The sequence below is a fragment of the Rhodoferax sp. LS1P39 genome, assembly GCF_056521425.1.
The window spans coordinates 1-22,278 of the sequence record NZ_JBWMAV010000011.1 but is presented as its reverse complement, the minus strand read 5'-3'; the positions used below and the strand labels follow the sequence as shown (position 1 = coordinate 22,278).

The following is a 22,278-nucleotide window of genomic DNA, read 5'->3' as shown; positions in this document are numbered from 1 at the left end:
AGCCCAATTTTTTATATTTCCAGCCACTCACTGCGCACAGTGGTGTCCGCACGCAACTGCGCGGGCGTGGCATCCAGCACCACCTGCCCCCGCCCCATCACCAGCACGCGGTCGGCCACCTCCAGCGCCAGGGCCTGTTTTTGCTCCACCAGCAACACCGCCACGCCCTGGGCTTTGAGCAAGCGCAGGGCAGCAGCCACCTGCGCTACCACCTGCGGGGCCAGGCCTTCGGTGGGTTCGTCGATGAGCAGGAGCTGGGGGTTGCCCATCAGCGCGCGGGCCAGGGCCAGCATTTGCTGTTCGCCGCCTGAGAGCACGCCGCCGGGGGTGTGCTCTCTAGCCTTGAGGTGGGGAAACAGGGTGTAGACGGCCTCGAAGGTCCACGGGCCGCTGCCTTTTTGCCCAAGCAGCAGGTTCTGGTGCACGCTGAGGCGCGGGAAGATGTCGCGGGCCTCGGCCACATAGGCGATGCCTTGCTGGGCGATGGCACAGGGTAGCTGGCCCACCAGTTGCTGGCCGCGCCACAGGATGGAGCCCTCGCAGCGCACCAGGCCCATCAGCGCCTTGGCGGTGGTGGAGCGGCCCGCGCCGTTGCGGCCCAGCAGGGCCACGGTTTCACCGGGCTGGATGGCGAACGACACGCCGTGCAGCACGGGCGTGGGGCCGTAGAAGGCGCGCAGGTTCTGGACTTGCAGCATCAGGCCGCCTGCCCCAGGTAGGCGGCTTGCACCCGCGGGTTGGCGCGCACCGCCTCGGGCGAGTCGAAGGCGATGACTTCGCCCGCTACTAATACAGCGATTTTGGCCGCCACCGCCGATACCACCTGCATATCGTGCTCTATTATCAATAGCGTTTTGCCTTGCGTGATCTCGCGGATGAGTTGCACAAACCCGGCGGCCTCCTGCACGCCCATGCCCGCCGTGGGCTCGTCCAGCAAGATGACGCTGGCGCCGCCTGCGATGGTGATGGCCAGCTCCAGCGCGCGCTGCTCGGCGTAGGTGAGGTGGGCGGCCAGCACGTCGCGTTTGCCGTCTAGCTGCACCTGGGCCATGAGCTGCTCGGCCCGCTCGCGCACGTCCTTCAGGCCACTGAGCAAGCGCCAAAACGTGTAGCCGTAGCCCCGGCTCCACAGCAGGCTGCAGCGCAGGTTCTCGAACACGCTGAGCTGGGCAAAAAGGTTGCTGGTCTGGAAGCTGCGCGCCAGACCTGCGCGGTAGATCTCGAACGGTTTTTTGCCGTGGATGGGCTGACCGTGTAGCAAGATCTGGCCGCTGCTGGGCGCGGTGCGGCCGCTGATGAGGTTGAACAGCGTGGACTTGCCCGCGCCGTTGGGGCCGATCAGCGCCACGCGCTCGCCTGTGGCCACGGTCAAGTTCGCCCCTTGGATGATCTGCGCCGAGCCGAAGTTCTTGCGCAGGGTGATGAGTTGCAGCGCGGGGATCATTTGCGCATCCCCAAAAGTACGCCTGTTGCCAAAGCCGCCGTAGCCGCAGCCCAGCTCACTCCACTGGTCGCGTCCAGGGCCAATCCCAGGAAGCGCAGCTGCGGCCCCAGCGCCGCCTGCAGTTGCAGCTGGTACACCATCTCCACCATCGCCGCCAACCCGGCAAACGCCAGCGCCCAGGCCGCATACCGAGGGGCATCGCTCCAGCGCAGCCGCCCGGCCAGGCTGACCACGCCGCCCGGCACCCACACCACCATGGCGATGAACACCAGGCCCACGTACAGCAGCCAGGCCTTGGTGATGCCGCTGAGCAGCACATTCGCCAGCACCATCAGCACAGCACCCACGACAGGGCCGAAAAAGTGGCCCGAGCCGCCCAGATAAGTAAACAGCAAATACGCACCCGAGCGCTGGCTGCCCAGCACGTCGGCGGTCACGGTTTCGAAGTTCAGCGCGGCCAGCCCACCGCCTATGCCTGCAAAAAAACCGGCGATGACCACGGCCATGAAGCGGATGCGCCGGGCATCAAAACCCACAAACTCCACCCGCTCGGGGTTGTCGCGCACCGCGTTGAGCATGCGGCCCAGCGGGGTGCGGGTGAAGGTGTACATCAACCCGGTACACACCAGGGTGTAGGCCGCCACCAGGTAGTACACCTGCAACTGCGGCCCAAAAGTAATGCCTAAAGGCGACGCGCCGGCCACCCGGTTGCCCGACACGCCCGCCTCGCCGCCGAACACCTGCGGCAGCAGCCAGGCCAGGGCGGCGACCAGCTCGCCCAGGCCCAGCGTGACCATGGCGAAGGTGGTGGCCGATTTTTGCGCCGTCAGCCAGCCCAGCAGCAACGCCACCCCAGCCCCGGCCAGCCCGCCCACCACCGGCACCAGGCTGACCGGCAGCACGGCGGCGTTCAGCACATGGATGGCGGCAAAAGCGCCCAGGCCGGAGTAAATAGCGTGGCCAAAACTCAGCATGCCGCCCTGCCCCAGCAGGATGTTGTAGCTCAGGCAGACGATGGCGGCGATGCCCATCTGCGTGAGCAAATTCAGGCCCAGACTGCTGTTGAAAACCCAGGGCGCAGCCAGCAGCACCAGCGCAAATGCGGTGCCCGCCGCCCTAGTCCGCACGCTGCCCCCACAAACCTTGCGGGCGCAACAGCAGCACCAGAACGAGTAACAGGTATGGCAACAGCGGCGCAAACCGGCTGATGGGGTCCAGCCCCACCGCGAAGGTCTGCAGCACACCGATCAACAGCGACGCGCCCAGCGCCCCGGTCAGCGACCCCATGCCGCCCACCACCACCACCACAAACACCACCGAGCCCACGGTGGCTGCCATGCCCGGCTCAGTGACAAAAGCGTTGCCGCCCACCACGCCCGCCAGCCCGGCCAGCGCCGCGCCGCCGCCAAACACCAGCATGAAGATGCGCGGCACGTTGTGGCCCAGGGCCTGCACGGCATCGGGGTGGGTCAGCGCGGCCTGCACCACCAGGCCGGTGCGGGTGCGGGTGAACAACAGCCACAGCGCCAGCCACATGCCCAACGCCACCAGCACCATGAAGGCCCGGTAGGCGGGGAACGGCGTGCCCCACAGCTTGAACAGCGGCCCGGCCAGCGCCTCGGGGATGCGGTAGTCCACCGTGCCGCGCCCCCACACCAGCTGCACCAGCTCGGCCAGCACGGTGGCCAGGCCAAAGGTGACCAGCATCTCGGCCTTGTGCCGTTGCGCGCCGTGGGCGTGGACGCGGCGCAGCACGTAGCGTTCAAACGCCGCGCCCACCAGCCCCACCAGCAGCGGGGCCAGCAGCAACGCAGGCCAGAAGCCCAGCACCAAAGTCAGGCTGTAGGCCACGTACGCGCCAAGCATGTAGAAGCTGGCGTGGGCCAGGTTCAGCACGCCCAGCAGGCTGAAAATCAGCGTCAGCCCCGCGCTCAGCATGAACAGCACCAGGCCGTAGCTGAGGCCGTTCAAGAGCGAGAGGGTAAAAAACTCCATGGGGTTCCGGTGGACGCGGCCGAGTGTGGCGGCGGGGAAGTGTAGCCAGTGGCACGTCGCCGCCCGATGGTGGAATGCAGCCGCCACTGCTTTGTTAGCATCCAGGCATGCCAAAACGCCCCCAAAACTGGCTGCAGCCCCTTGCCGCAGCGCTTGCCACCCTACTGTGTGGGGTGGCCTTGGGATCCGGTACCCCACGCTTTGAATCCCCCGACGCTGAGAAGTTTGTGAAAGCCATGATGGCCGACGTAGATGCGGGCAAGACTCTGCGGGTCCAGGGCAAAACGCTGATGCAAGCCTACAAAACCGACGAGGCCGCCGCCAACCGCACCTACAAGGGCAAAACCTTGTACGTGGAAACCTCCATCGACCTGGTGTCGCGCGACATCTTTGGTACCTTGGTGGTGTACCTGAAGTCGGGTTCGTTCATGCCCATCGCCGCCCAGATGGACAAGAAGGTGACCGTGGTCGAGGGGCTGGAGGGCGGCACCGGCATGGTCCGGCTCAAGCAGCTGCCCGCCGAGGAAGCCGCCACCCTGCTCAAGCGCGGCCAGCCGCTGCACGTGGTGTGCAAAGGCGCGGGCTACAACCTGGGTTCGCCCGAGCTGGTGCAGTGCAATGTGGTGAGCTTTTAGCCTGGCTATCCGGGCAGCCGGTAGTCTTTCAGCATCTCGCGCAGCCGCATCTTCTGCATCTTGCCGGTGGCGCCCAGCGGGATGGCATCGACAAACACCACGTCGTCGGGCACCTGCCATTTGGCGATCTTGCCGTCGTAAAAGGCCAAAAGCTCCGCCACGCTGACCTCGGCACCGGGCTTCTTCACCACCACCACGATGGGCCGTTCGTCCCACTTGGGGTGGGGCACGCCGATGCAGGCGGCCATGGCCACCGCCGGGTGGGCCACGGCGATGTTTTCTACCGCGATGGAGCTGATCCACTCGCCGCCGGACTTGATCACGTCCTTGCTGCGGTCGGTGATCTGCAGGTAGCCATCGGCATCGATGGTGGCCACGTCGCCGGTGGGAAACCAGCCGTCCACCAGCGGGCTGGGATCGGGGCTGCGGTAGTAGTCAGCCACGATCCACGGGCCTTGCACCAGCAGGTCGCCAGCAGACTTACCATCGTGCGGCAGCGGCTGGCCGTCGTCGCCCAGCACCTTCATATCCACACCGTACACCGCCCGGCCCTGTTTCAGACGCATCGCCAGTTGTTCTTCTTTGGATAGCAATAGGTGCTTGTTCTTCAAGGTGCACAGCGTGCCCAGGGGCGACAGCTCGGTCATGCCCCAGGCGTGGATCACCTCCACGCCGTAGTCGTGCTGGAACGCCTTGACCATGGCCGGTGGGCAGGCCGAGCCGCCAATCACCGTGCGCTGCAGCGTGCCAAAGCGCAGGCCGGCGGGCTGCATGTGGCCCAGCAGCATTTGCCACACGGTGGGCACGCCTGCGGCAAAGGTGACCTTCTCCGACTCGATCAGGTTGTAGACCGAGGGGCCGTCCATCGCCGGGCCGGGGAACACCAGCTTGCAGCCGGTGAGCGCCGCGCTGTACGGAATGCCCCAGGCGTTGACGTGGAACATGGGCACCACCGCCAGCACCGCGTCGCGGGCGCTCAGGTCCATGGCATCGGGCAAGGCCGCGGCGTAGGCGTGCAAGGTGGTGGAGCGGTGGCTGTACAGCACGCCCTTGGGGTCGCCGGTGGTGCCGCTGGTGTAGCACAGGCTGGAGGCGGTGTTTTCGTCGAATGTGGGCCACACGTACTGGCTGGAGGCCGCGGCGATCCAGGCCTCATAACTCACCAAATTGGGGATGCCGGTGTCGGCAGGCAGCTTGTCGGCATCGCACAGCATCACCCAGTGCTGCACCGTGGGGCACTGGGCGTGGATGGCCTGGATCAGCGGCAGGAACGTGGCATCGAAGCACAGCACCCGGTCTTCGGCGTGCTGGGTGATCCAGGCGATTTGGGCGGGGTGCAGGCGCGGGTTGATGGTGTGCAGCACCCGCCCGGAGCCGCTCACACCGAAATACAGCTCCAGGTGCCGGTAGCCGTTCCAGGCCAGGGTGGCCACGCGGTCGCTAAAGGCCAAGCCCCAGCCGTCCAGCGCGTTGGCCACCTGGCGGGCGCGGGCGGCCACCTGCTGGTAATTGGTGCGGTGGATGTCACCCTCGACCCGGCGCGAGACGATCTCGCCGTCGCCATGGTGGCGGTCGGCGAAGGCAATCAGGGTGGAGATCAACAGCGGTTGGTTTTGCATCAGGCCCAGCATCGGCGGTCTCCTAGAAATAGATTCCCAGTATTGCCCGCCGGTGGGCCCCTGCGCCCCGGTGTTGACCCGCAGTGTGTCGCCCATGCAGCATGGCCCTGCGTCCAGTGCGTCCAAAGGATCTGCGTGACAATCCCCGGCTATGACTATTGCCGCAGAGACCGCCACCGAACTCGACCTGGGTCTGACTTGGCGTAACCGTTTTGCCACCCTGGGGACGACTTTCTACACAAACCTGCAGCCCACTCCTCTGCCCGCCCCCTACTGGGTGGGCCACAGCCTGGCGGTGGCGCGTGAGCTGGGACTGGACCCGGCCTGGTTGACCTCCGAGGAAGGCGCGCAGGCCTTCACCGGCAACACCGCCATCCGCGGCACGCAGCCGCTGGCCAGCGTCTATAGCGGCCACCAGTTTGGCCAGTGGGCCGGGCAATTGGGTGACGGGCGGGCGATTTTGCTGGACGAGGTGGTGGCCCCCAATGGCCAGGGGCTGGAGGTGCAATTCAAGGGCGCGGGCCGCACGCCCTACTCGCGCATGGGCGATGGCCGGGCGGTGCTGCGCTCCAGCATCCGCGAATTCTTGTGCAGCGAGGCGATGCATGGCCTGGGCATTCCCACCTCGCGGGCGCTGTGCATCACCGGGTCTGATGCCCCCATCCGCCGCGAAACCATCGAGACCGCAGCCGTGGTGACCCGCGTGGCCCCCAGCTTCATCCGCTTCGGGCATTTCGAGCACTTTGCGGCGCGCAACCAGATCGAGCCGCTGCGCCAACTGGCCGACTTTGTCATCGACAGCTACTACCCCGCCTGCCGCGATGCGACGAACCCTTACGCCGCCCTGCTGCAGGCAGTGACCGAACGCACCGCCGAGCTGATCGCCCAGTGGCAGGCCGTGGGCTTTTGCCACGGGGTGATGAATACCGACAACATGAGCATCCTGGGCCTGACGCTGGACTACGGCCCGTTCCAGTTTCTGGACGGCTATGACCCCGGCCACATTTGCAACCACAGCGACGACCATGGCCGCTACGCCTACGACCAGCAGCCCAACATCGGCAACTGGAACCTGTTCTGCCTGGGCCAGGCCCTGCTGCCGCTGATCGGCGCGCAAGAGCCCGCCCTGGCCGCGCTGGAAACCTACAAGACCGCCTTCCCCGCCGCCCTGGCCCGCCGCATGCGCGCCAAGCTCGGCCTCAACGATGCGCAGCTGGGCGACCAGGCGCTGGCCGACGGCGTTCTGGCCCTGCTGGCCCAGGAGCATGTGGACTTCACTATTTTTTGGCGCACCCTGAGCCACTGGGTTGCCCAGACACCCGGCCAGTCGCCCCACGCGGTGCGCGACCTGTGGGTAGACCGCGATGCCGCCGATGCCTGGTTACTACAATATTCAGAGCGGCTAGCCCAGGTGGACAGAGCGCAGGCGGCCGATTTGATGCTCAAAACCAACCCGAAGTTCGTGCTGCGCAACCATCTGGGCGAAGAAGCCATACGCCGTGCGAACCAAAAGGACTTTGCCGGAGTCCAACAACTGTTGGCGCTGCTGGAAACCCCGTTTGACGAACATCCGGGGTTGGATGCCTACGCCGACTTCCCGCCCGACTGGGCTTCTTCTATTGCGATCAGCTGCTCATCATGACCCACAAAATTGAAAAAACCGACGCCGAATGGAAAGCCCTGCTGGCCGAGAAAGGCGCAGAACCCGTAGCCTTCCAGGTCACCCGCCATGCGGCCACCGAACGCCCCCATACCGGCAAGTACGACCAGAACTGGGCGGCGGGCGAGTACCGCTGCATCTGCTGCGGCAACAAGCTGTTTGACTCGGCCACCAAGTTCGACGCGGGCTGCGGCTGGCCCAGCTTTTCGCAAGAAGCCGCGCCGGGTGCCATCGAAGAGATCACCGACGTCAGCCACGGCATGCGCCGGGTGGAAACCGTGTGTGCCGACTGCGGCGCGCACCTGGGCCATGTGTTTGACGACGGCCCCTCGCCCACCGGGCTGCGATACTGCATGAATTCGGCTTCGCTCGATTTCAAACCCCAATAACCGCCTTTGCCCATGAAGACCCTGCTCGACTTTTTACCTATATTGCTTTTTGTTGCCGCCTACAAATTCAGCACGATCTACGTCGCCACCGGCGTGCTGATGGTGGCCACCGTGCTGCAAATGGTGGTGACCTACGTGATCGACAAAAAGCTCACCACCATGCACAAGATGACCCTGGGCATGGTGCTGGGCTTTGGCGCACTCACGCTCATCTTGCAAGACGAAACCTTCATCAAGTGGAAGCCCACCGTGCTCTACATCGCCATGGCGCTGGCCATGTGCGTGGCCATGTGGGTGATGAAGAAAAACTACCTCAAGCTCATGCTGGGCAGCCAGCTGGACCTGCCCGACCCGGTGTGGATGCGCCTGAACGTGGCCTGGATGCTGTACTGCCTGTTCATGGCCGCCGTCAACGGGTATGTGGCGGCCTATTACACGACAGACCAGTGGGTCAACTTCAAGCTTTGGGGCTATGTGTTTCCGCTGGTGTTCATGGGCGGGCAAGGCTGGTACATCTCGCGCTACCTGGGCTCCGACGAGCCAAGCTCTGAAGCCGCCAAAACCGACAAGTCCGTATGAACATCACCGCCGACCGCCTCGACCAGCGCCTGCGTGAACGGCTGGGCCCCACGCAGCTCGAAGTGCTGGACGAAAGCGCTGCCCACGCCGGGCATGCGGGCTCCAACGGCAGCGCATTTGGCACGCATTTTCGGGTGCGGATTGCTTCACCTTTGTTTACGGGCAAGCCCCGCGTGGCGCGCCATCGCCTTGTGTATGATGCGCTGCAAGAATTCATTGACCAGGGCGTTCACGCCATCGCGATTGAAGTCCTCTAGCCCTCTTTTATTCAGAGCCGACCCCTCCCGGCAGCTCGCAACCCCCTCCTAGGAATCGCATGAAAAAAACACTGTTATCCACCATGGTCGCTGCTGCTTTGCTGGGTAGCCTGGCGCTGTCGGCCTCCGCACAAAACATCGCCATCGTCAACGGCAAGGCCGTGCCCAAGGCGCGCATCGACGCGCTGGTACAGCAGGTCACCGCATCGGGCCGCCCGGTTACGCCGGAAATGGAAGGCCAGATCAAGGAAGAGATCATTGCCCGTGAAATCTTCATGCAAGAAGCCCAAAAGCGCGGCCTGGATGCCAGCGACAGCTACAAGCTGCAAATGGACATGGCCCGCCAGACCCTGCTGATCCGCGAACTGTTTGAAGACTACAAAAAGACCAACCCCGTGACCGATGCCGACATGCAGGCCGAGTACGACAAGTTCGTGGCGGCCAACGGCGGCAAGGAATACAAGGCCAGCCACATCCTGGTGGCCACCGAAGCCGAAGCCAAGGCCATCATTGCCCAGCTCAAAAAGGGCGGCAACTTTGGCTCCATCGCCAAGAAGTCCAGCACCGACAAGGGTTCGGGTGCCAAGGGCGGCGACCTGGATTGGGCCAACCCCAGCAGCTACGTAAAAGAGTTCACCGAAGGCCTGATCAAGCTGAAAAAAGGCCAGACCACCGACACCCCGGTGAAGAGCCAGTTCGGCTACCACATTATCCGCCTGGAAGACGAGCGCCAAGCCCAGTTGCCCAAGTTTGAAGAAGTGAAGCCCGAAATCGCCAAGCAGATGTCGCAGCAAAAGCTGGTGCAGTTCCAGGAGCAACTGCGCGCAGCGGCGAAAGTAGAGTAAGTCTTTGTGACCCTAAAAAAGCGGCCCAGGCCGCTTTTTTTACGTCTTAAATGCGGCGAAGGCGGTCACCAGGCCGATCAGCACCGGCTGGTGCAGCATGTAGTACGGCAGGCTCCAGCGGCCCAGCCAGGCCAGCGGGCGGGGGGCGCTGCCCTGCAGCCACTGCGGGTGGCGTTGCAACAGCCAGAACCCGGCAGCCATGCCCCACCACAGCACACCCAGCCAGGGGAACAGGGGCACGTAGTCTTCGGTGACAGGTTTCTCGGTGATCCAGCCCAGCCAATTGACGGATTTTTGGTTAAAAAATATAGAAAAAGTGGCATTATCGCCCATGGATAGGGCGTAAGCAGCTATAGATTTAGAAGCAATCGCCAGTGCACCCATGGGCCACAGCCACAGGCCGCAGCGGGCGGTGAGCCGGGCTACCAGCAGCATCACCGCGATGCCGTGTAGCACGCCGAAGTAAATCCAGCTGTTCGGAAACATAACCGCCGACCCGGCCGACACCAGTACCGCGCACCCCGCCACCTGCGCCCAGCGCCGCCAAAAACGTGGCCAGCCCACGGCGTGCTGGGCGGCCACCGCCTGGCCCAGTCCGGCGCAGAACAAAAACAGGCTGACGATGGCCACCCGCTGCCAGGTCCAGAACGGATCGGCGTAGAAGTTTTGCGCCCACAGTCCCGCGTGGGCCAGGTCGAAGCTGAAGTGGAAGGCCGTCATCCACACCACGGCCAGGCCCCGCAGGGCATCTATGCGGGTGAATCTGCTGGGGGGCGGGCGTGGGCGTAGATGGCCCCCACCCCGGCCCTCCCCCGGAGGGGGAGGGAGTGGAGCTGGGAGCGGTTTTGCCCCCTCCCCCCCCGGGGGAGGGTTGGGGTGGGGGCCGGATGTCCGACTTTGCCCCATCAACCCTGCGCAGCCACCCGGTCAGCCTTGCTTTGCAGCTTGTTCAGCGCGCTCAGGTAGGCCTTGGCGGAAGCGACCACGATGTCGGGGTCGGAGCCGGTGCCGTTGACCACGCGGCCACTGTTTTGCAGCCGCACCGTGACTTCGCCCTGGCTCTCGGTGGAGCCACTGATGGCGTTGACCGAGTACAGCACCATTTCGGCACCGCTTTGCACATGCATTTCGATAGCTTTGAGGGACGCATCCACCGGGCCGTTGCCGTCGGACTCGCCCTTGACCTCTTTGCCGTTGACGGTAAACACCACGCTGGCCTGCGGGCGCTCGCCGGTTTCACTGTGCTGCGACAGGGACACAAAGCCGTACTGCTCGTTGTCGTGCGCCACGCTCTCGTCGCTGACCAGGGCCAGGATGTCTTCGTCGAAGATCTCGCTCTTGCGGTCGGCCAGCTCCTTGAAGCGGGCGAAGGCGGCGTTGATGTCGGATTCGCTCTCCATGCTCACGCCCAGGTCTTGCAGGCGCTGCTTGAAGGCGTTGCGGCCACTGAGCTTGCCCAGCACGATCTTGTTGTGGCTCCAGCCCACGTCTTCGGCACGCATGATCTCGTAGGTGTCGCGGGCCTTGAGCACGCCGTCCTGGTGGATGCCGGAGGCGTGGGCAAACGCGTTCGCGCCCACCACCGCCTTGTTGGGCTGCACCACAAAGCCGGTGGTCTGGCTGACCATGCGGCTGGTGGCCAGGATGTGCTTGGTGTCGATGCCCAGGTCCAGCCCAAAGTAGTCGCGCCGGGTTTTAACCGCCATGACGATTTCTTCCAGCGAGCAGTTGCCCGCCCGCTCGCCCAGTCCGTTGATGGTGCACTCCACCTGGCGTGCGCCGCCAATCTTCACGCCAGCCAGCGAATTGGCCACCGCCATGCCAAGGTCGTTGTGGCAATGCACCGACCAGATGGCCTTGTCGCTGTTGGGCACGCGCTCGCGCAGGGTCTTGATGAAGTTGCCGTACAGCTCGGGGATGGCGTAGCCCACGGTGTCGGGCACGTTGATGGTGGTGGCACCCTCGGCAATCACGGCCTCAATGACGCGGCACAGAAAGTCCACGTCGCTGCGGTAGCCATCTTCGGGGCTGAACTCCACATCCGCCACCAGGTTGCGCGCAAAGCGCACCGACTGCTTGGCTTGCTCGAACACCTGGTCGGGTGTCATGCGCAGCTTTTTCTCCATGTGCAGTGGCGAGGTGGCGATGAAGGTGTGGATACGGCCATGGGCCGCGTCTTTCAGGGCCTCCGCCGCCCGGGAAATGTCGCGGTCGTTGGCGCGCGACAGGCCGCAGACGGTCGCGTCCTTGATGGCGCGGGCAATCGCCTGCACGCATTCAAAGTCTCCCACCGAGCTGGCCGGAAAACCCGCCTCGATCACGTCCACCTTGAGGCGCTCCAGCTGGCGGGCAATGCGCAGCTTTTCGTCGCGGGTCATGCTGGCGCCGGGCGACTGCTCGCCGTCTCGCAAGGTGGTGTCAAAAATGATGAGTTTGTCGGCCATGGGGTGCTCCTGTGGGATTTATTTTTTAAACGGTGGCCGGTGCGGCACAGCTCGCATTTTCATGCTTTTTGGCGCGCTGCAAGCCGCTGAGGATGGCTTTCAACGAGGCGGACACGATGTTGGCATCCATGCCCACACCAAACACCGTGTGTTGCTCGTCAATGCGCAGTTCCAGGTAGGCCACGGCCTGGGCGTTGGCCCCGGCACCCAGGGCGTGCTCGTGGTAGTCGAGCACGCGGACCTGGGTGGTGCCGGTGGCGTTCAGGTGGTTCACAAACGCATCGATGGGCCCCACGCCCTGCCCGGCTGGGGGTACGGTCGGCGTGGCGATGGTCGCGGTGCCGTATTCGCGCTCGAACAAGGCCCACAAATCCTGCGCGGTGAGCTCCTTGCCCGCGCCGTCCATCACGGTCTGCACGATCTGGCTGAACTCGATCTGCAAGCGGCGCGGCAATTCCAGGCCGTATTCGCTCTCCAGCAAATAGGCGATGCCACCCTTGCCCGACTGGCTATTGACGCGGATCACGGCTTCGTAGCTGCGGCCCAAATCCTTGGGGTCGATAGGCAAATACGGAATGTCCCAAGCCGCGCCCTCCTGCCGGGCCGAGAACGCCTTGCGGATGGCATCCTGGTGCGAACCCGAGAACGAGGTATAGACCAAATCGCCCGCGTAAGGATGCCGCGGGTGCACCGGCAACTGGTTGCAGTGCTCCACGGTGCGGCGGATCTCGTCGATCTGCGAAAAGTCCAGCCCGGGCGACACGCCCTGGGTGTAGAGGTTCAAGGCCACGTTGACCAGGTCCAGGTTGCCGGTGCGCTCGCCATTGCCAAACAAGCAGCCTTCGATGCGGTCGGCCCCGGCCATCAAGGCGAATTCGCCCGCTGCCGTGCCCGTACCCCGGTCGTTGTGCGGGTGCACCGACAACACAATGCTGTCGCGCCGCTCCAGGTGGCGGTGCATCCACTCGATCATGTCGGCAAAGATGTTGGGCGTGGAATGCTCCACCGTAGACGGCAAATTGACAATGCATTTGTGCGCTGGCGTGGGCTGCCACACTTGGGTAACCGCGTCCACCACGCGCTTGGAAAACGCCAGCTCGGTGCCCGAAAACATCTCGGGCGAGTACTGGAAGGTCCAGCGGGTGCCGGGCTGGGTGGCGGCAATGTCGCTAAACATCTGCGCGTGGCGCACCGCCAAATCGACAATGCCGTCTTCGTCCATGCCCAGCACCACGCGGCGCATCACCGGCGCGGTGGCGTTGTACATGTGGACGATGGCCTGGCGGGCACCCACCAGCGACTCGAAGGTGCGGCGGATCAGGGATTCGCGGGCCTGGGTGAGCACCTGGATGGTCACGTCGTCGGGAATGAGGTTTTCGTCGATGAGCTTGCGCACAAAGTCGAACTCGACCTGCGACGCCGACGGAAAACCGACTTCGATTTCCTTGAAGCCAATCGCCACCAGCGTCTCGAACATGCGCAGCTTGCGGGCCATGTCCATGGGCTCGATCAGCGCCTGGTTGCCGTCGCGCAGGTCGGTGCTGAGCCAGATGGGGGCCTGGGCCAGCACGGCATCGGGCCAAGTGCGGTCGGTCAAGCGGATGGGGGCAAACGCGGGGTACTTGCTGGCAGGTTGCTTCAACATGGTCGTTTCTTTCAAGGTTTTCCAAAACCAGCAACCCAACGCAAAACGGCCCGTTGCTGGTGCATACGGGCCGTTGTGAGGGGTGATGACGCTGTAAGTCGCGTGCGCTACCGTCTCCGCCCGAAGGGGATCAGTAGTAGCGCTAGAGAAATAAAGTTCATAAGCGTGGATTCTAGCCTTGTTTTATGACTTACCTCTACACGCAGAACGCATGCTTTCCAGAAACACCGCAGAACTGGCTTTGCCAGGCTGCTGGTGTTGCCCCCTGCAAGGGGGTTGGAGAAAGATGCGAAGCACTGCAGCCTGGGGGTGTTACTTATGCAATCCGCGCTCATCGGGCTCGTCTTTGGAAGTGCTGATCACGCTGGTCTGCACGCCCTTGAACTTGCGCCAGGCGTACACGCCGTAGCCGCTGAAGCCATACACCACAAACGCGCCAAACAGCACGATGGGTGGGTGGATGGTGATCACGGCCAGGCCCAGGGCGATCAGCACAATCACCACAAACGGCACGCTCTTCTTCATCTGCACGTCTTTGAAGCTATAAAACGGCGCATTGGTCACCATGCTCAGGCCCGCGTAAATCGACAGCGCAAACATCACCCACGCCACATCGGTCGGTGCCACGCCCAGGTCGTTCATCAACCAGATGAACCCGGCAATCAGCGCGGCCGCGGCGGGCGATGGCAGGCCCTGGAAGTAGCGCTTGTCCACCACGGTGGTGTTCACGTTGAAGCGCGCCAGCCGCAGGGCCGCGCAGGCGCAGTGCACAAAGGCGGCAATCCAGCCCCAGCGGCCCAGGCCCTTGAGGGTCCACATGTAGGCAATGAGCGCCGGGGCCGCGCCGAACGACACCATGTCGGACAGCGAATCCATCTGCTCGCCGAACGCGCTTTGGGTGTTGGTCATGCGGGCCACGCGGCCATCCAGGCTGTCGAGCACCATGGCGCAGAACACGCCGATGGCGGCCTGGTCGAAGCGCCCGTCCACCGCCATCACGATGGCGTAAAAGCCGCCAAACAGGGCCGCCAGGGTGAACAGATTGGGCAGGATGTAGATGCCCTTGCGGCGCTTGCGCACCAGCACTTCGGGGTTGGGCTTGAGGGGAGTGTTAAGGCTGGGGTCTTTGCCGGGTTGCATGGCGGTGGCCTGTCAAAAATAGAAAGCTGCGCAGTTCGCGCTGGTGTCAAGGAAGTAGCGCACGCTGGCCCACGGGCCTATGGGCGCTGGGCGGAATGCCACCAAGTGTAAGCCAGTCAACCCGCCTTGCCGCCCTGCACAGGCTCGTCGCGCGTGAGGCGAAAGGCGTGCACCATCTGCGTCAGCTTGCCCGCCTGGTCCTGCAGGCTGTCGGCGGCGGCGGCACCCTCTTCCACCAGGGCTGCGTTTTGCTGGGTCGCGGCATCGAGTTGCTCCATCGAGTAACTCACCAGGCCGATGCGCTGGCTTTGCTCGTCAGACGCCGAGGTGATCTCGCCCATGATGTCAGACACCCGCTGCACCGACTGCACCAGCTCCTGGATGGTTTCGCCCGCGTGGCTGGCCAGCCGGTTGCCCACCTGCACCCGCTCCACGCTGCTGCCGATCAAGGCCTTGATCTCGCGTGCCGCCGTGGCCGAGCGCACGGCCAGGGTGCGCACCTCGCTGGCCACCACCGCAAAGCCCCGCCCCTGCTCGCCCGCCCGGGCGGCTTCCACAGCGGCATTCAGCGCCAGGATGTTGGTCTGGAAGGCAATGCCGTCGATCACCCCGATGATGTCGGCGATCTTTTTAGAGCTGGTGCTGATCTCGTCCATGGTGTGCACCACCTGCCGCACCACTTCCCCGCCGCGCTGGGCCACGGCGGAGGCCGATGCGGCCAGGGTGTTGGCCTGGCGGGCCGAAGCGGCGCTCTGGCTGACGGTGCCGGTCAGGTCCGAAAGCGCGGTGGCCGCGCCTTGCAGGTTGGTGGCGGCCTGCTCGGTGCGCTGGCTCAGGTCCAGGTTGCCGGAGGCTACCTCGGCACTGGCGACCTGGATGGACTCTGCCGTCTGGCCGATCTCGCCCACGATGGCGCGCAGCCGGTCCTGCATGGCGGCAATGGCTTCCAGCAGGCGGCCGGTTTCGTCATGGATGCGCACCTCGACCTGCGATGTCAGATCGCCGCGCGCAATCCGCTCGGCCACCACCACCGCGCGGCCCAGGGGCTGGGTGATGCTGGCCGTGGTGCGCCAGGCAATCAGGCCGCCCAGGCCCAGCGCCAGCAGCACCAGCAGGCCGCCGGTGGTGCGCGCGCGGCTCTGGGTCTGCTCGGCCTGGGCGGTGGTGTCCTTGTTCAAGGTGTTTTGCAGCTCGATCAGCGCGGCCAGCTTGGCGCGCCAAAGGGTTTCGCCGGGGGCCACCCGGTTCATCAGGCCGATGGTGGCGGCCACGGTGTCGCCATCGGTGGCGGCCTGGATGGCCTGCTCCAGCTCGGGCCGGGTGCTGCGGCCCACGGCGGTGATGTCTTGCAGCAGCTTGCGTTCGGCGGCGGTGGTGTCGGCAGCGCTGAACAGCGTGGTCAACGCGGCCTCGCGCTCGCCGTACTGGGCCAGGGTCTGCTGCAGCTGCTTGACCAGTTCGGCCGACCTTTGGGTGTCGATTTCATTGAGCATGGCCGCCGACCGGCTTTGGATGCCCAAGGTGCTGACGCTCTCCAGCATGCTGTTGACCAGCCGTGCCTTGGTGGCGTTGGTGCCGGTGATCTGGCGCATCTGGTCCTGCACCGAGGCCGCCGATAGCTGGCCCACAGCGGCCACGGCAATCACCAATACCAGCATGCAGCCAAAACCCAGGCCCAGGCGGCTGGAGATAGACAAAGAAGTGAGACGGGAGTGGGCTTGCATGGTGTGGGCCCAGGGGGGCAATTTGTATCAAAAAGTGTCAAGAAAGGTGGCGAGCATACGGGATAGATGTAAACCCTGATGGCAGAGCGGTGGAAATCCACAGCACACGTCTAAATAAGAATACATCGCATTACGCAGGTGGAATCGCTTGCTTTGCCAGCCAACACCCCACAGGGAGCGCCTGCTGCACGCGGCGCTGGCGGGGGAACGGGTGCGCTAGGGTTTTGTATTTTTAGCCTGTTTTTTAGGCACACAAAAGCCTGCTAGCGCTTATTCAATCAGCACGAGCAGCTCCTGTTTTTTACTATCAAAAGAGAAGCGGATTGTCTCTGCTGCACGGGCGGTAGCCAGTGGGGTCACGATTGCGCGGTGAATTGGCTGTTGTCGGACCGATGCTTGCCCGCATTCGTGCTCCGACCCCTCTGGCGGGTTGGCGTTTGCTGGGTGCCTGCCAGCATCGTCGGCCGGGTGATGCGCCCGGCAGCGCAGTCACTTGTTCTTTTGCGCAAAAGAAAAGTAACCCAAAGAAAGGCGCCTCAACTGTCTGCGCCCTCCGCTGGCGCTACGGGAACCTGCGGTGCGCGCTTTGGGCGGGGTCTGGCTAAACTCGCTGGCGCTCAAACAACGCCAGCCCTGATCCGCCCAAAGCTGTGCTCCTCGGCGCATACAGATGGGGACCCCGAATGCGGGATCGGGGGCGCACAGCGCCCCATCGTGCCTGGGGCACGAGTACCCCCATCCCAGCCTTCCCCCGGTGGGGGAAGGGGTCAGGCAGTGCGCACCTCGGCGCGTGGTGGCGCACATTTGGTATTTTTCCCTCCCCCGCCGGGGGAGGGCCAGGGTGGGGGCACCTCGCGCCCTAGGCGCGATGCCCGGCAAAGTCAGGCCGATCCCGCTCCCCGGGGTCCCCCTCTAGATGCGCCGAGGAGCGCGGCTTCAGGTGGATCAGGGCTGGCGTTGTCTGAGCGCAGCGAGTTTAGCCAGACCCCACCTGAAGCGAGCACCGCAGGTTCCCGTAGCGCAAGCGGAGGGCGCAGGTAGTGGGGGTGGCCGCCTCGATGGTGACTTTCTTTTGGCCACGCAAAAGAAAGTCACTGCCCTGGCGGCATGCACAGCTTCAAAAACGAGAGCAGTCGCAAGTCAAGCTGCAAGGGATTGCCGGGATATAGTGCAACATCCCTTTGCTGCTTTTTCTGGAGTTGTTATGGCCTTCAACCGTTTGTAAAAACCGAGAAAGCGTCAGCGGTTTAGTTCAACCATTCCTTCAAGCGGACCTGCCTGCGGCAGTCCGCCTGAGTCAAACGTTAGCTGTCCAGCGCGGGGAAAGAGATTACATGTCGTTCACACGGATACTGACGAACGTTTGCTCCGATCATCTCAGGGAAAGCAGAGACTTCTATGTCGCACTTCTTGGAAGTGACCTTGCCCCTGGAATCCGCATCCCATAACGGAGCTCATGATCTGGCTTGCCCTGGTTGATTGGCCAGCCAGTCTTCCTCAACCTGCTGCACGCCGCGCTGGCAGGAGAGCGGGCGCGTTAATTTGCTTCCATTTACATAGCTTCTCACGCTTATGGAATAAGCGCTAGAGGCCAAAAAGGTATGTAAGCATATGCCTGCCACCAGCATGCCGGGTGGCTGCTACACTTTTCCCACACACTCCCACCGCCCTGCCCGGCTGCGCGCCCATGATGACTTCCGTTTTCAACTTCACCTTTGTGCCCTGGTTCCGCTCGGTCGCACCGTACATCCACAAGTTCCGCAACCAGACCTTTGTGGTGGGCATTGCGGGCGAGGCGATTGCGGCGGGCAAGCTGCCGCACCTGGCGCAGGACCTGGCCATGATCCAGAGCATGGGCGTGAAGATCGTGCTGGTGCATGGTTTCCGGCCCCAGGTGAACGAGCAGCTCAAGGCCAAGGGCCACCCGCCCAAGTACGCCCACGGCATCCGCATCACCGACGAGGTGGCGCTCGATTGCGCCCAGGAGGCCGCGGGCCAGTTGCGCTACGAGATCGAGGCGGCGTTCAGCCAGGGCCTGCCGAATACGCCCATGGCCGGGGCCACCATCCGGGTGATTTCGGGCAACTTCATCACCGCCCGGCCCGTGGGCATTGTGGACGGCATCGACTTCCAGCATTCGGGCCTGGTGCGCAAGGTGGATACCGGCGGCATCACCCGCGTGCTGGACATGGGGGCCATGCTGCTGCTGTCGCCGTTTGGCTTTTCGCCCACCGGCGAGGCCTTTAATTTGACGATGGAAGAAGTCGCTACCTCGGTGGCCAGCGCGCTGCAGGCCGACAAGCTGATCTTTTTGACCGAGGTGCCCGGCATCCGCATGCACCCCGGCGAGCCCGAGAGCGAAGACAACCCCATCGACACCGAGCTGCCGCTGGCCGTGGCCGAGAAGCTGCTGGCCGACCTGCCCACCGCCAACCTGCCTACCGACACCGCCTTCTACCTGCAGCACTGCGTGAAAGCCTGCAAATCGGGCGTGGAGCGTAGCCACATCATCCCGTTTGCGGTAGATGGTGCGATTTTGCTGGAGGTGTATGTGCACGACGGCATCGGCACCATGGTGGTGGATGAGAAATTAGAGAGCCTGCGCGAGGCGCTGGTGGACGACGTGGGCGGCATCTTGCAACTGATCGAGCCGTTCGAGAAAGACGGCACCCTGGTCAAGCGCAGCCGCACCGAGATCGAGCGCGATGCCGACCTGTACACCGTGGTGGAGCACGACGGCGTGATCTTCGCCTGCGCCGCGCTCTACCCCTACCCCGAGGCCCACACCGGCGAGATGGCGGCGCTGACCGTGTCGCCCCAGGTACAGGGCCAGGGCGATGGCGAAAAGGTGCTCAAGCGCATCGAGCAGCGCGCCCGCGCCGCCGGGCTGCAGAGCATTTTTGTGCTGACCACGCGCACCATGCACTGGTTCATCAAGCGCGGCTTTGTGCAGGTAGACCCCGAGTGGCTGCCCGAGGCCCGCAAACGCAAGTACAACTGGGACCGGAAAAGCCAGGTGCTGGTGAAGAAGCTGGGCTAGAAATGTACTAGTGGGGATGCAGCAGGTCGGGCACGGTGTCCCCGACCTCGTGGTGGGATGCCGGTAAATCCATCTGCTCGGGGCTCAGGAAGCGCTCGGCAAACTGGCGGTACACACCCTGGCGCATGAAGACATCGAACAGGTCGGCATCCACATAGCCGCTTTTGGCAAAACGCACCATCATCTCCAGCGCCTTGGACAACTTCATGCGCGGCCGGTAGGGCCGCCCCGTGCTGGTCAGCGCTTCGAACACATCGGCCAAGGCCAGCATGCGGGACTGCATGGGCACCTGCTGGCGCAGCAGGTCTTGCGAAATGCCGGTGCCTTCGGGGCGCTCGCGGCCTGCAATCACATACTCGGGCACGTTTTTCAGGTGCTTGGGCCAATGCACTTTGGCAAGCATGGCGTTGGTGGCCGCCACGTGGTGGTTGACGATGTCGTGCTCTTGCGCGGTCAAGGTGCCACGCAGGATGGACAGGTTTTCCAGCTCGTCGCTGCTCAGGAAGGGCACCAGCACGCCGTCGGCATTGCGCCAGTGGCGGCGGGTGCCAATGTCGCGCACCTTGCCGAGCTGCGCGTCGGTCATCTCGGTCTGGGCAAGGTTCACCTCGCGCAGAAAGCCCCGGTCGGCATCGATGCGCAGCAGTGCATCTTCAAAACGCTGCTCGGCAGTGGCTTCGGCGGCGGGGTCGGTGCAGGTGCGCAGGGCCAGTTGCTGGCGCAGGGCGGCGATTTCGGCATCGCGCTTGAGCACCTCGAACCGGGTGCTGATGAGCTCGATGCGGTCAAACAGGGTTTGCAGCTTGGTGGCTTTGTCGGCCACGTGCACCGGCGTGGCGATCTTGCCGCAGTCGTGCAGCATGCCCGCGATCTTGAGCTCGTAGCGGTCGCGCTCGGTCAATTGCACGCTGGCGTACGGCCCGTCGGTGGTGGCATCCACGGCAGCGGCCAGCATCATGGTGAGTGCGGGCACGCGGTTGAAGCGGTCGCGGGCGTAGGGCGATTTCTCGTCGATGGCGGTGTTGATGAGCTGCACAAAAGACTCGAACAGGCTCTCCATCTGGCCCACCAGTTGCCGGTTGCTCAGCGCGATGGCGGCCTGTGAGGCCAGCGATTCGACCAGGCGCTGGTCGGCCTCGGAGAAGGTCACCACCCGGCCCAGGCCCGGCTCCAGCGCGTTGATGAGCTGCAGCACGCCAATGACTTCGCCGTCGAAGTTCTTCATCGGCACGGTCAGGAAAGACTGCGAGCGGTAGCCGGTGCGGGCATCGAAAGCCTTGGTGCCTGAGAAGTCGAAACCGGCCTCACCATAGGCATCGGCAATGTTCACGGTGCGGTCGTGGATGGCGGCAAAGGTGGCCACCATGGTGTCGTTGAAAGCGCCCTCGGCGTTGATCAACTGCAGCGGCGCAAAGTCGATGGCCTTGCCGGTGGTGCCGCCCAGAAACAGGTTCAGCGAGTTGGTCCGCATGATCTCGAAACGCAGCGCGCTGCCGTCTTCGGTCATGCGGTACAGGGTGCCGCCATCGGCCTGGGTGATGTTTTTGGCGGCTATCAGAATGCCTTCGAGCAGGCTGTTGAGATCACGCTCTTTGGACAGCGCTGCGCCAATGGTATTGAGCTGATCGAGTCGGCTGAGCAGGTCGCCGACGAGGTCCATCGCCATAGTTGCATCGTCCCGGGTGGTGTGTTTGTAAGTACTTGTGCGGCAAGGAGATTACCATCAAATGCACCCTGGCTGGTGCACCGCAAGTGCACACATTGCTGCCCACCGTAGCGGGTTTATATGCGCTGCCGGTACCATCTGTGGGCTCCCCAAAAAACCGAGACCCCAACCCCATGACCTCCACCCTTGAACTGCGTGCCGGTGAACTCGTCGCCACCCTGGCCCCCACCGTCGGCGGCTCCATCGCCAACTTCTACAGCCAGCGCGGCAGCCAGCGCCAGCACTGGCTGCGCCCCAACGATGCGCCCAACCCCGCCAAGCCCTGGGCCATGGCCAGCTTCCCGCTGGTGCCTTACTCCAACCGCATCCGCGATGGCCGCAGCAGCTTCGGCCCACGCCCCTTGCACCTAGCCGCCAACTACCCCGATTCCAAGCACGCCATCCACGGCACGGCTTGGCAGCAGCCCTGGCAGGTGGTCAACCTGGGTGCCGACCACGCCACCCTGGCGCTGGACAGCCCGGCAGGCGAGTGGCCCTACGCCTTTCGCGCGGTGCAGCAGTTCAGGCTGGATACGCAGACCGGCTTGACGGTGGAGCTGTCCGTCACCAACACCGACACGGTGGACATGCCCGTGGGCGTGGGCCACCACCCTTACCTGCCGCACCGCGCCGGTACCCGCCTGACCACCGAGGTACAAGCCATGTGGGGGGGCGACGCCGAAGTCATGCCCACCACGCTGCAAACCCCGGCGTTTCTGGACACATTGCGCAGCGGCATCACCCTGGACACGCTGGACCTGGACAACAACTTCACCGGCTGGAGCCGCCAGGCCCGCGTGGACTGGCCCGACACCGGCACCGCCCTGCGGATGACCGCGCAGGCCCCGTTCGACTACTTCGTGCTGTACTGCCCGAAGGGTGCCGACATGTTCTGCATCGAACCCGTGAGCAACTGCACCGACTGGATGAACCTGGCGCAAAAAGGCCAGGCCGACGTAGGCGGCCAGCTGCTGTCCCCCGGTGCCACCCTGCACACCACCATGGGCCTGCAACCTATCTGGCCAGATTAATAGGGGTCAGACCCTCATGGCACTAGGATAAGCCCCGCCGCATGCGAATCGCCGCTCTGGCTGCTGTGCGAGGCACGTTCAGCAGCGGCAACGGTTTGAGTCTTCGCTTCTTAGCCCTGGGCTCAA

The 22,278-nt window shown here is 64.1% G+C and carries 19 protein-coding genes; 8 read left to right on the top strand and 11 right to left on the bottom strand.

Translation table 11 applies throughout. The features are described from left to right. Positions 1–11: 11 nt before the first annotated feature. From AC097O_RS16790 to AC097O_RS16775, 4 genes are read right to left on the bottom strand one after another with little or no spacing between them, the layout of a single operon-like run. Positions 12–698, bottom strand: a complete 687-nt coding sequence (locus AC097O_RS16790) for an ABC transporter ATP-binding protein (protein ID WP_479594049.1) — start codon at positions 696–698, stop codon at positions 12–14. Further along, entirely contained in the window at positions 698–1,444 is a 747-nt protein-coding gene (locus tag AC097O_RS16785; RefSeq protein WP_479589245.1) for an ABC transporter ATP-binding protein, read from the bottom strand. The genes AC097O_RS16790 and AC097O_RS16785 overlap by 1 nt, the downstream gene beginning before the upstream one ends. Continuing rightward, positions 1,441–2,571, bottom strand: a complete 1,131-nt coding sequence (locus tag AC097O_RS16780) for a branched-chain amino acid ABC transporter permease (RefSeq protein ID WP_479594048.1) — start codon at positions 2,569–2,571, stop codon at positions 1,441–1,443. The genes AC097O_RS16785 and AC097O_RS16780 overlap by 4 nt, the downstream gene beginning before the upstream one ends. Then, positions 2,561–3,439 (bottom strand): branched-chain amino acid ABC transporter permease, encoded by an 879-nt coding sequence (locus AC097O_RS16775; protein ID WP_479594047.1) that lies wholly within the window; start codon positions 3,437–3,439, stop codon positions 2,561–2,563. The genes AC097O_RS16780 and AC097O_RS16775 overlap by 11 nt, the downstream gene beginning before the upstream one ends. Positions 3,440–3,618: 179 nt before the next feature. Between AC097O_RS16775 and AC097O_RS16770 the strand changes: the two genes are divergently transcribed. Further along, positions 3,619–4,074, top strand: coding sequence for an OB-fold protein (locus AC097O_RS16770; RefSeq protein WP_479594046.1), 456 nt, complete (start codon positions 3,619–3,621; stop codon positions 4,072–4,074). Positions 4,075–4,079: 5 nt separating this feature from the next. On the opposite strand, the gene AC097O_RS16765 is transcribed toward AC097O_RS16770, so the two are convergent. Next, positions 4,080–5,705: a 3-(methylthio)propionyl-CoA ligase gene (locus tag AC097O_RS16765; protein ID WP_479594176.1), complete on the bottom strand. Its 1,626-nt coding sequence runs from the start codon at positions 5,703–5,705 to the stop codon at positions 4,080–4,082. 139 nt (positions 5,706–5,844) lie between these two features. On the opposite strand from AC097O_RS16765, the gene AC097O_RS16760 reads away from it, so the two are divergent. The 5 genes from AC097O_RS16760 to AC097O_RS16740 are packed head-to-tail and all read left to right on the top strand — an operon-like array spanning position 5,845 to position 9,423. Next, positions 5,845–7,335 (top strand): protein adenylyltransferase SelO, encoded by a 1,491-nt coding sequence (locus AC097O_RS16760; protein WP_479594045.1) that lies wholly within the window; start codon positions 5,845–5,847, stop codon positions 7,333–7,335. Next, entirely contained in the window at positions 7,332–7,742 is a 411-nt protein-coding gene (gene msrB, locus AC097O_RS16755; RefSeq protein ID WP_315184374.1) for a peptide-methionine (R)-S-oxide reductase MsrB, read from the top strand. Before AC097O_RS16760 ends, msrB begins: the two co-directional genes overlap by 4 nt. A 12-nt stretch (positions 7,743–7,754) precedes the next feature. Next, positions 7,755–8,321, top strand: a complete 567-nt coding sequence (locus AC097O_RS16750) for a septation protein A (protein ID WP_479594044.1) — start codon at positions 7,755–7,757, stop codon at positions 8,319–8,321. After that, positions 8,318–8,578 (top strand): BolA/IbaG family iron-sulfur metabolism protein, encoded by a 261-nt coding sequence (locus AC097O_RS16745; RefSeq protein WP_315184370.1) that lies wholly within the window; start codon positions 8,318–8,320, stop codon positions 8,576–8,578. The genes AC097O_RS16750 and AC097O_RS16745 overlap by 4 nt, the downstream gene beginning before the upstream one ends. A gap of 59 nt (positions 8,579–8,637) precedes the next feature. Continuing rightward, complete coding sequence (locus AC097O_RS16740) at positions 8,638–9,423, top strand: peptidylprolyl isomerase (protein ID WP_479594043.1); 786 nt, start codon at positions 8,638–8,640, stop codon at positions 9,421–9,423. Between the two features lie 39 nt (positions 9,424–9,462). Here the strand turns inward: AC097O_RS16740 and AC097O_RS16735 are convergent, their stop codons facing one another. The 5 genes from AC097O_RS16735 to AC097O_RS16715 all read right to left on the bottom strand — a co-directional run bounded on the left by AC097O_RS16735 (position 9,463) and on the right by AC097O_RS16715 (position 16,376). Then, positions 9,463–10,329: a heparan-alpha-glucosaminide N-acetyltransferase gene (locus tag AC097O_RS16735; protein WP_479594042.1), complete on the bottom strand. Its 867-nt coding sequence runs from the start codon at positions 10,327–10,329 to the stop codon at positions 9,463–9,465. Beyond that, positions 10,329–11,867, bottom strand: coding sequence for a 2-isopropylmalate synthase (locus AC097O_RS16730; RefSeq protein ID WP_479594041.1), 1,539 nt, complete (start codon positions 11,865–11,867; stop codon positions 10,329–10,331). The genes AC097O_RS16735 and AC097O_RS16730 overlap by 1 nt, the downstream gene beginning before the upstream one ends. Before the next feature lie 25 nt (positions 11,868–11,892). Next, positions 11,893–13,512, bottom strand: coding sequence for a 2-isopropylmalate synthase (locus AC097O_RS16725; protein WP_479594040.1), 1,620 nt, complete (start codon positions 13,510–13,512; stop codon positions 11,893–11,895). Positions 13,513–13,824: 312 nt separating this feature from the next. Beyond that, the gene (gene pssA / locus AC097O_RS16720; RefSeq protein WP_479594039.1) at positions 13,825–14,652 is read right to left on the bottom strand and encodes a CDP-diacylglycerol--serine O-phosphatidyltransferase; all 828 of its coding nucleotides are present in this window, start codon (positions 14,650–14,652) and stop codon (positions 13,825–13,827) included. A 116-nt stretch (positions 14,653–14,768) separates the two neighbouring features. Beyond that, entirely contained in the window at positions 14,769–16,376 is a 1,608-nt protein-coding gene (locus AC097O_RS16715; RefSeq protein ID WP_479594038.1) for a methyl-accepting chemotaxis protein, read from the bottom strand. Between the two features lie 1,690 nt (positions 16,377–18,066). On the opposite strand from AC097O_RS16715, the gene argA reads away from it, so the two are divergent. Continuing rightward, entirely contained in the window at positions 18,067–19,416 is a 1,350-nt protein-coding gene (gene argA, locus AC097O_RS16710) for an amino-acid N-acetyltransferase (RefSeq protein ID WP_479594175.1), read from the top strand. Positions 19,417–19,423: 7 nt separating this feature from the next. On the opposite strand, the gene AC097O_RS16705 is transcribed toward argA, so the two are convergent. After that, the gene (locus AC097O_RS16705; protein WP_479594037.1) at positions 19,424–21,082 is read right to left on the bottom strand and encodes an HD-GYP domain-containing protein; all 1,659 of its coding nucleotides are present in this window, start codon (positions 21,080–21,082) and stop codon (positions 19,424–19,426) included. A gap of 173 nt (positions 21,083–21,255) precedes the next feature. Between AC097O_RS16705 and AC097O_RS16700 the strand changes: the two genes are divergently transcribed. Next, on the top strand, positions 21,256–22,152 hold the full coding sequence (locus tag AC097O_RS16700; protein ID WP_479594036.1) for an aldose 1-epimerase: 897 nt from the start codon (positions 21,256–21,258) through the stop codon (positions 22,150–22,152). Positions 22,153–22,278 lie beyond the last annotated feature (126 nt).

What these genes read in the sequence shown, in the direction of transcription:
- AC097O_RS16790 (WP_479594049.1), bottom strand. Translation starts at nt 698, where the DNA reads ATGCTGCAAGTCCAGAACCTGCGCGCCTTCTACGGCCCCACGCCCGTG.
- AC097O_RS16785 (WP_479589245.1), bottom strand. Translation starts at nt 1,444, where the DNA reads ATGATCCCCGCGCTGCAACTCATCACCCTGCGCAAGAACTTCGGCTCG.
- AC097O_RS16775 (WP_479594047.1), bottom strand. Translation starts at nt 3,439, where the DNA reads ATGGAGTTTTTTACCCTCTCGCTCTTGAACGGCCTCAGCTACGGCCTG.
- AC097O_RS16765 (WP_479594176.1), bottom strand. Translation starts at nt 5,705, where the DNA reads ATGCTGGGCCTGATGCAAAACCAACCGCTGTTGATCTCCACCCTGATT.
- AC097O_RS16760 (WP_479594045.1), top strand. Translation starts at nt 5,845, where the DNA reads ATGACTATTGCCGCAGAGACCGCCACCGAACTCGACCTGGGTCTGACT.
- msrB (WP_315184374.1), top strand. Translation starts at nt 7,332, where the DNA reads ATGACCCACAAAATTGAAAAAACCGACGCCGAATGGAAAGCCCTGCTG.
- AC097O_RS16750 (WP_479594044.1), top strand. Translation starts at nt 7,755, where the DNA reads ATGAAGACCCTGCTCGACTTTTTACCTATATTGCTTTTTGTTGCCGCC.
- AC097O_RS16745 (WP_315184370.1), top strand. Translation starts at nt 8,318, where the DNA reads ATGAACATCACCGCCGACCGCCTCGACCAGCGCCTGCGTGAACGGCTG.
- AC097O_RS16740 (WP_479594043.1), top strand. Translation starts at nt 8,638, where the DNA reads ATGAAAAAAACACTGTTATCCACCATGGTCGCTGCTGCTTTGCTGGGT.
- AC097O_RS16735 (WP_479594042.1), bottom strand. Translation starts at nt 10,329, where the DNA reads ATGGGGCAAAGTCGGACATCCGGCCCCCACCCCAACCCTCCCCCGGGG.
- AC097O_RS16730 (WP_479594041.1), bottom strand. Translation starts at nt 11,867, where the DNA reads ATGGCCGACAAACTCATCATTTTTGACACCACCTTGCGAGACGGCGAG.
- AC097O_RS16725 (WP_479594040.1), bottom strand. Translation starts at nt 13,512, where the DNA reads ATGTTGAAGCAACCTGCCAGCAAGTACCCCGCGTTTGCCCCCATCCGC.
- pssA (WP_479594039.1), bottom strand. Translation starts at nt 14,652, where the DNA reads ATGCAACCCGGCAAAGACCCCAGCCTTAACACTCCCCTCAAGCCCAAC.
- AC097O_RS16715 (WP_479594038.1), bottom strand. Translation starts at nt 16,376, where the DNA reads ATGCAAGCCCACTCCCGTCTCACTTCTTTGTCTATCTCCAGCCGCCTG.
- argA (WP_479594175.1), top strand. Translation starts at nt 18,067, where the DNA reads ATGACTTCCGTTTTCAACTTCACCTTTGTGCCCTGGTTCCGCTCGGTC.
- AC097O_RS16705 (WP_479594037.1), bottom strand. Translation starts at nt 21,082, where the DNA reads ATGGCGATGGACCTCGTCGGCGACCTGCTCAGCCGACTCGATCAGCTC.
- AC097O_RS16700 (WP_479594036.1), top strand. Translation starts at nt 21,256, where the DNA reads ATGACCTCCACCCTTGAACTGCGTGCCGGTGAACTCGTCGCCACCCTG.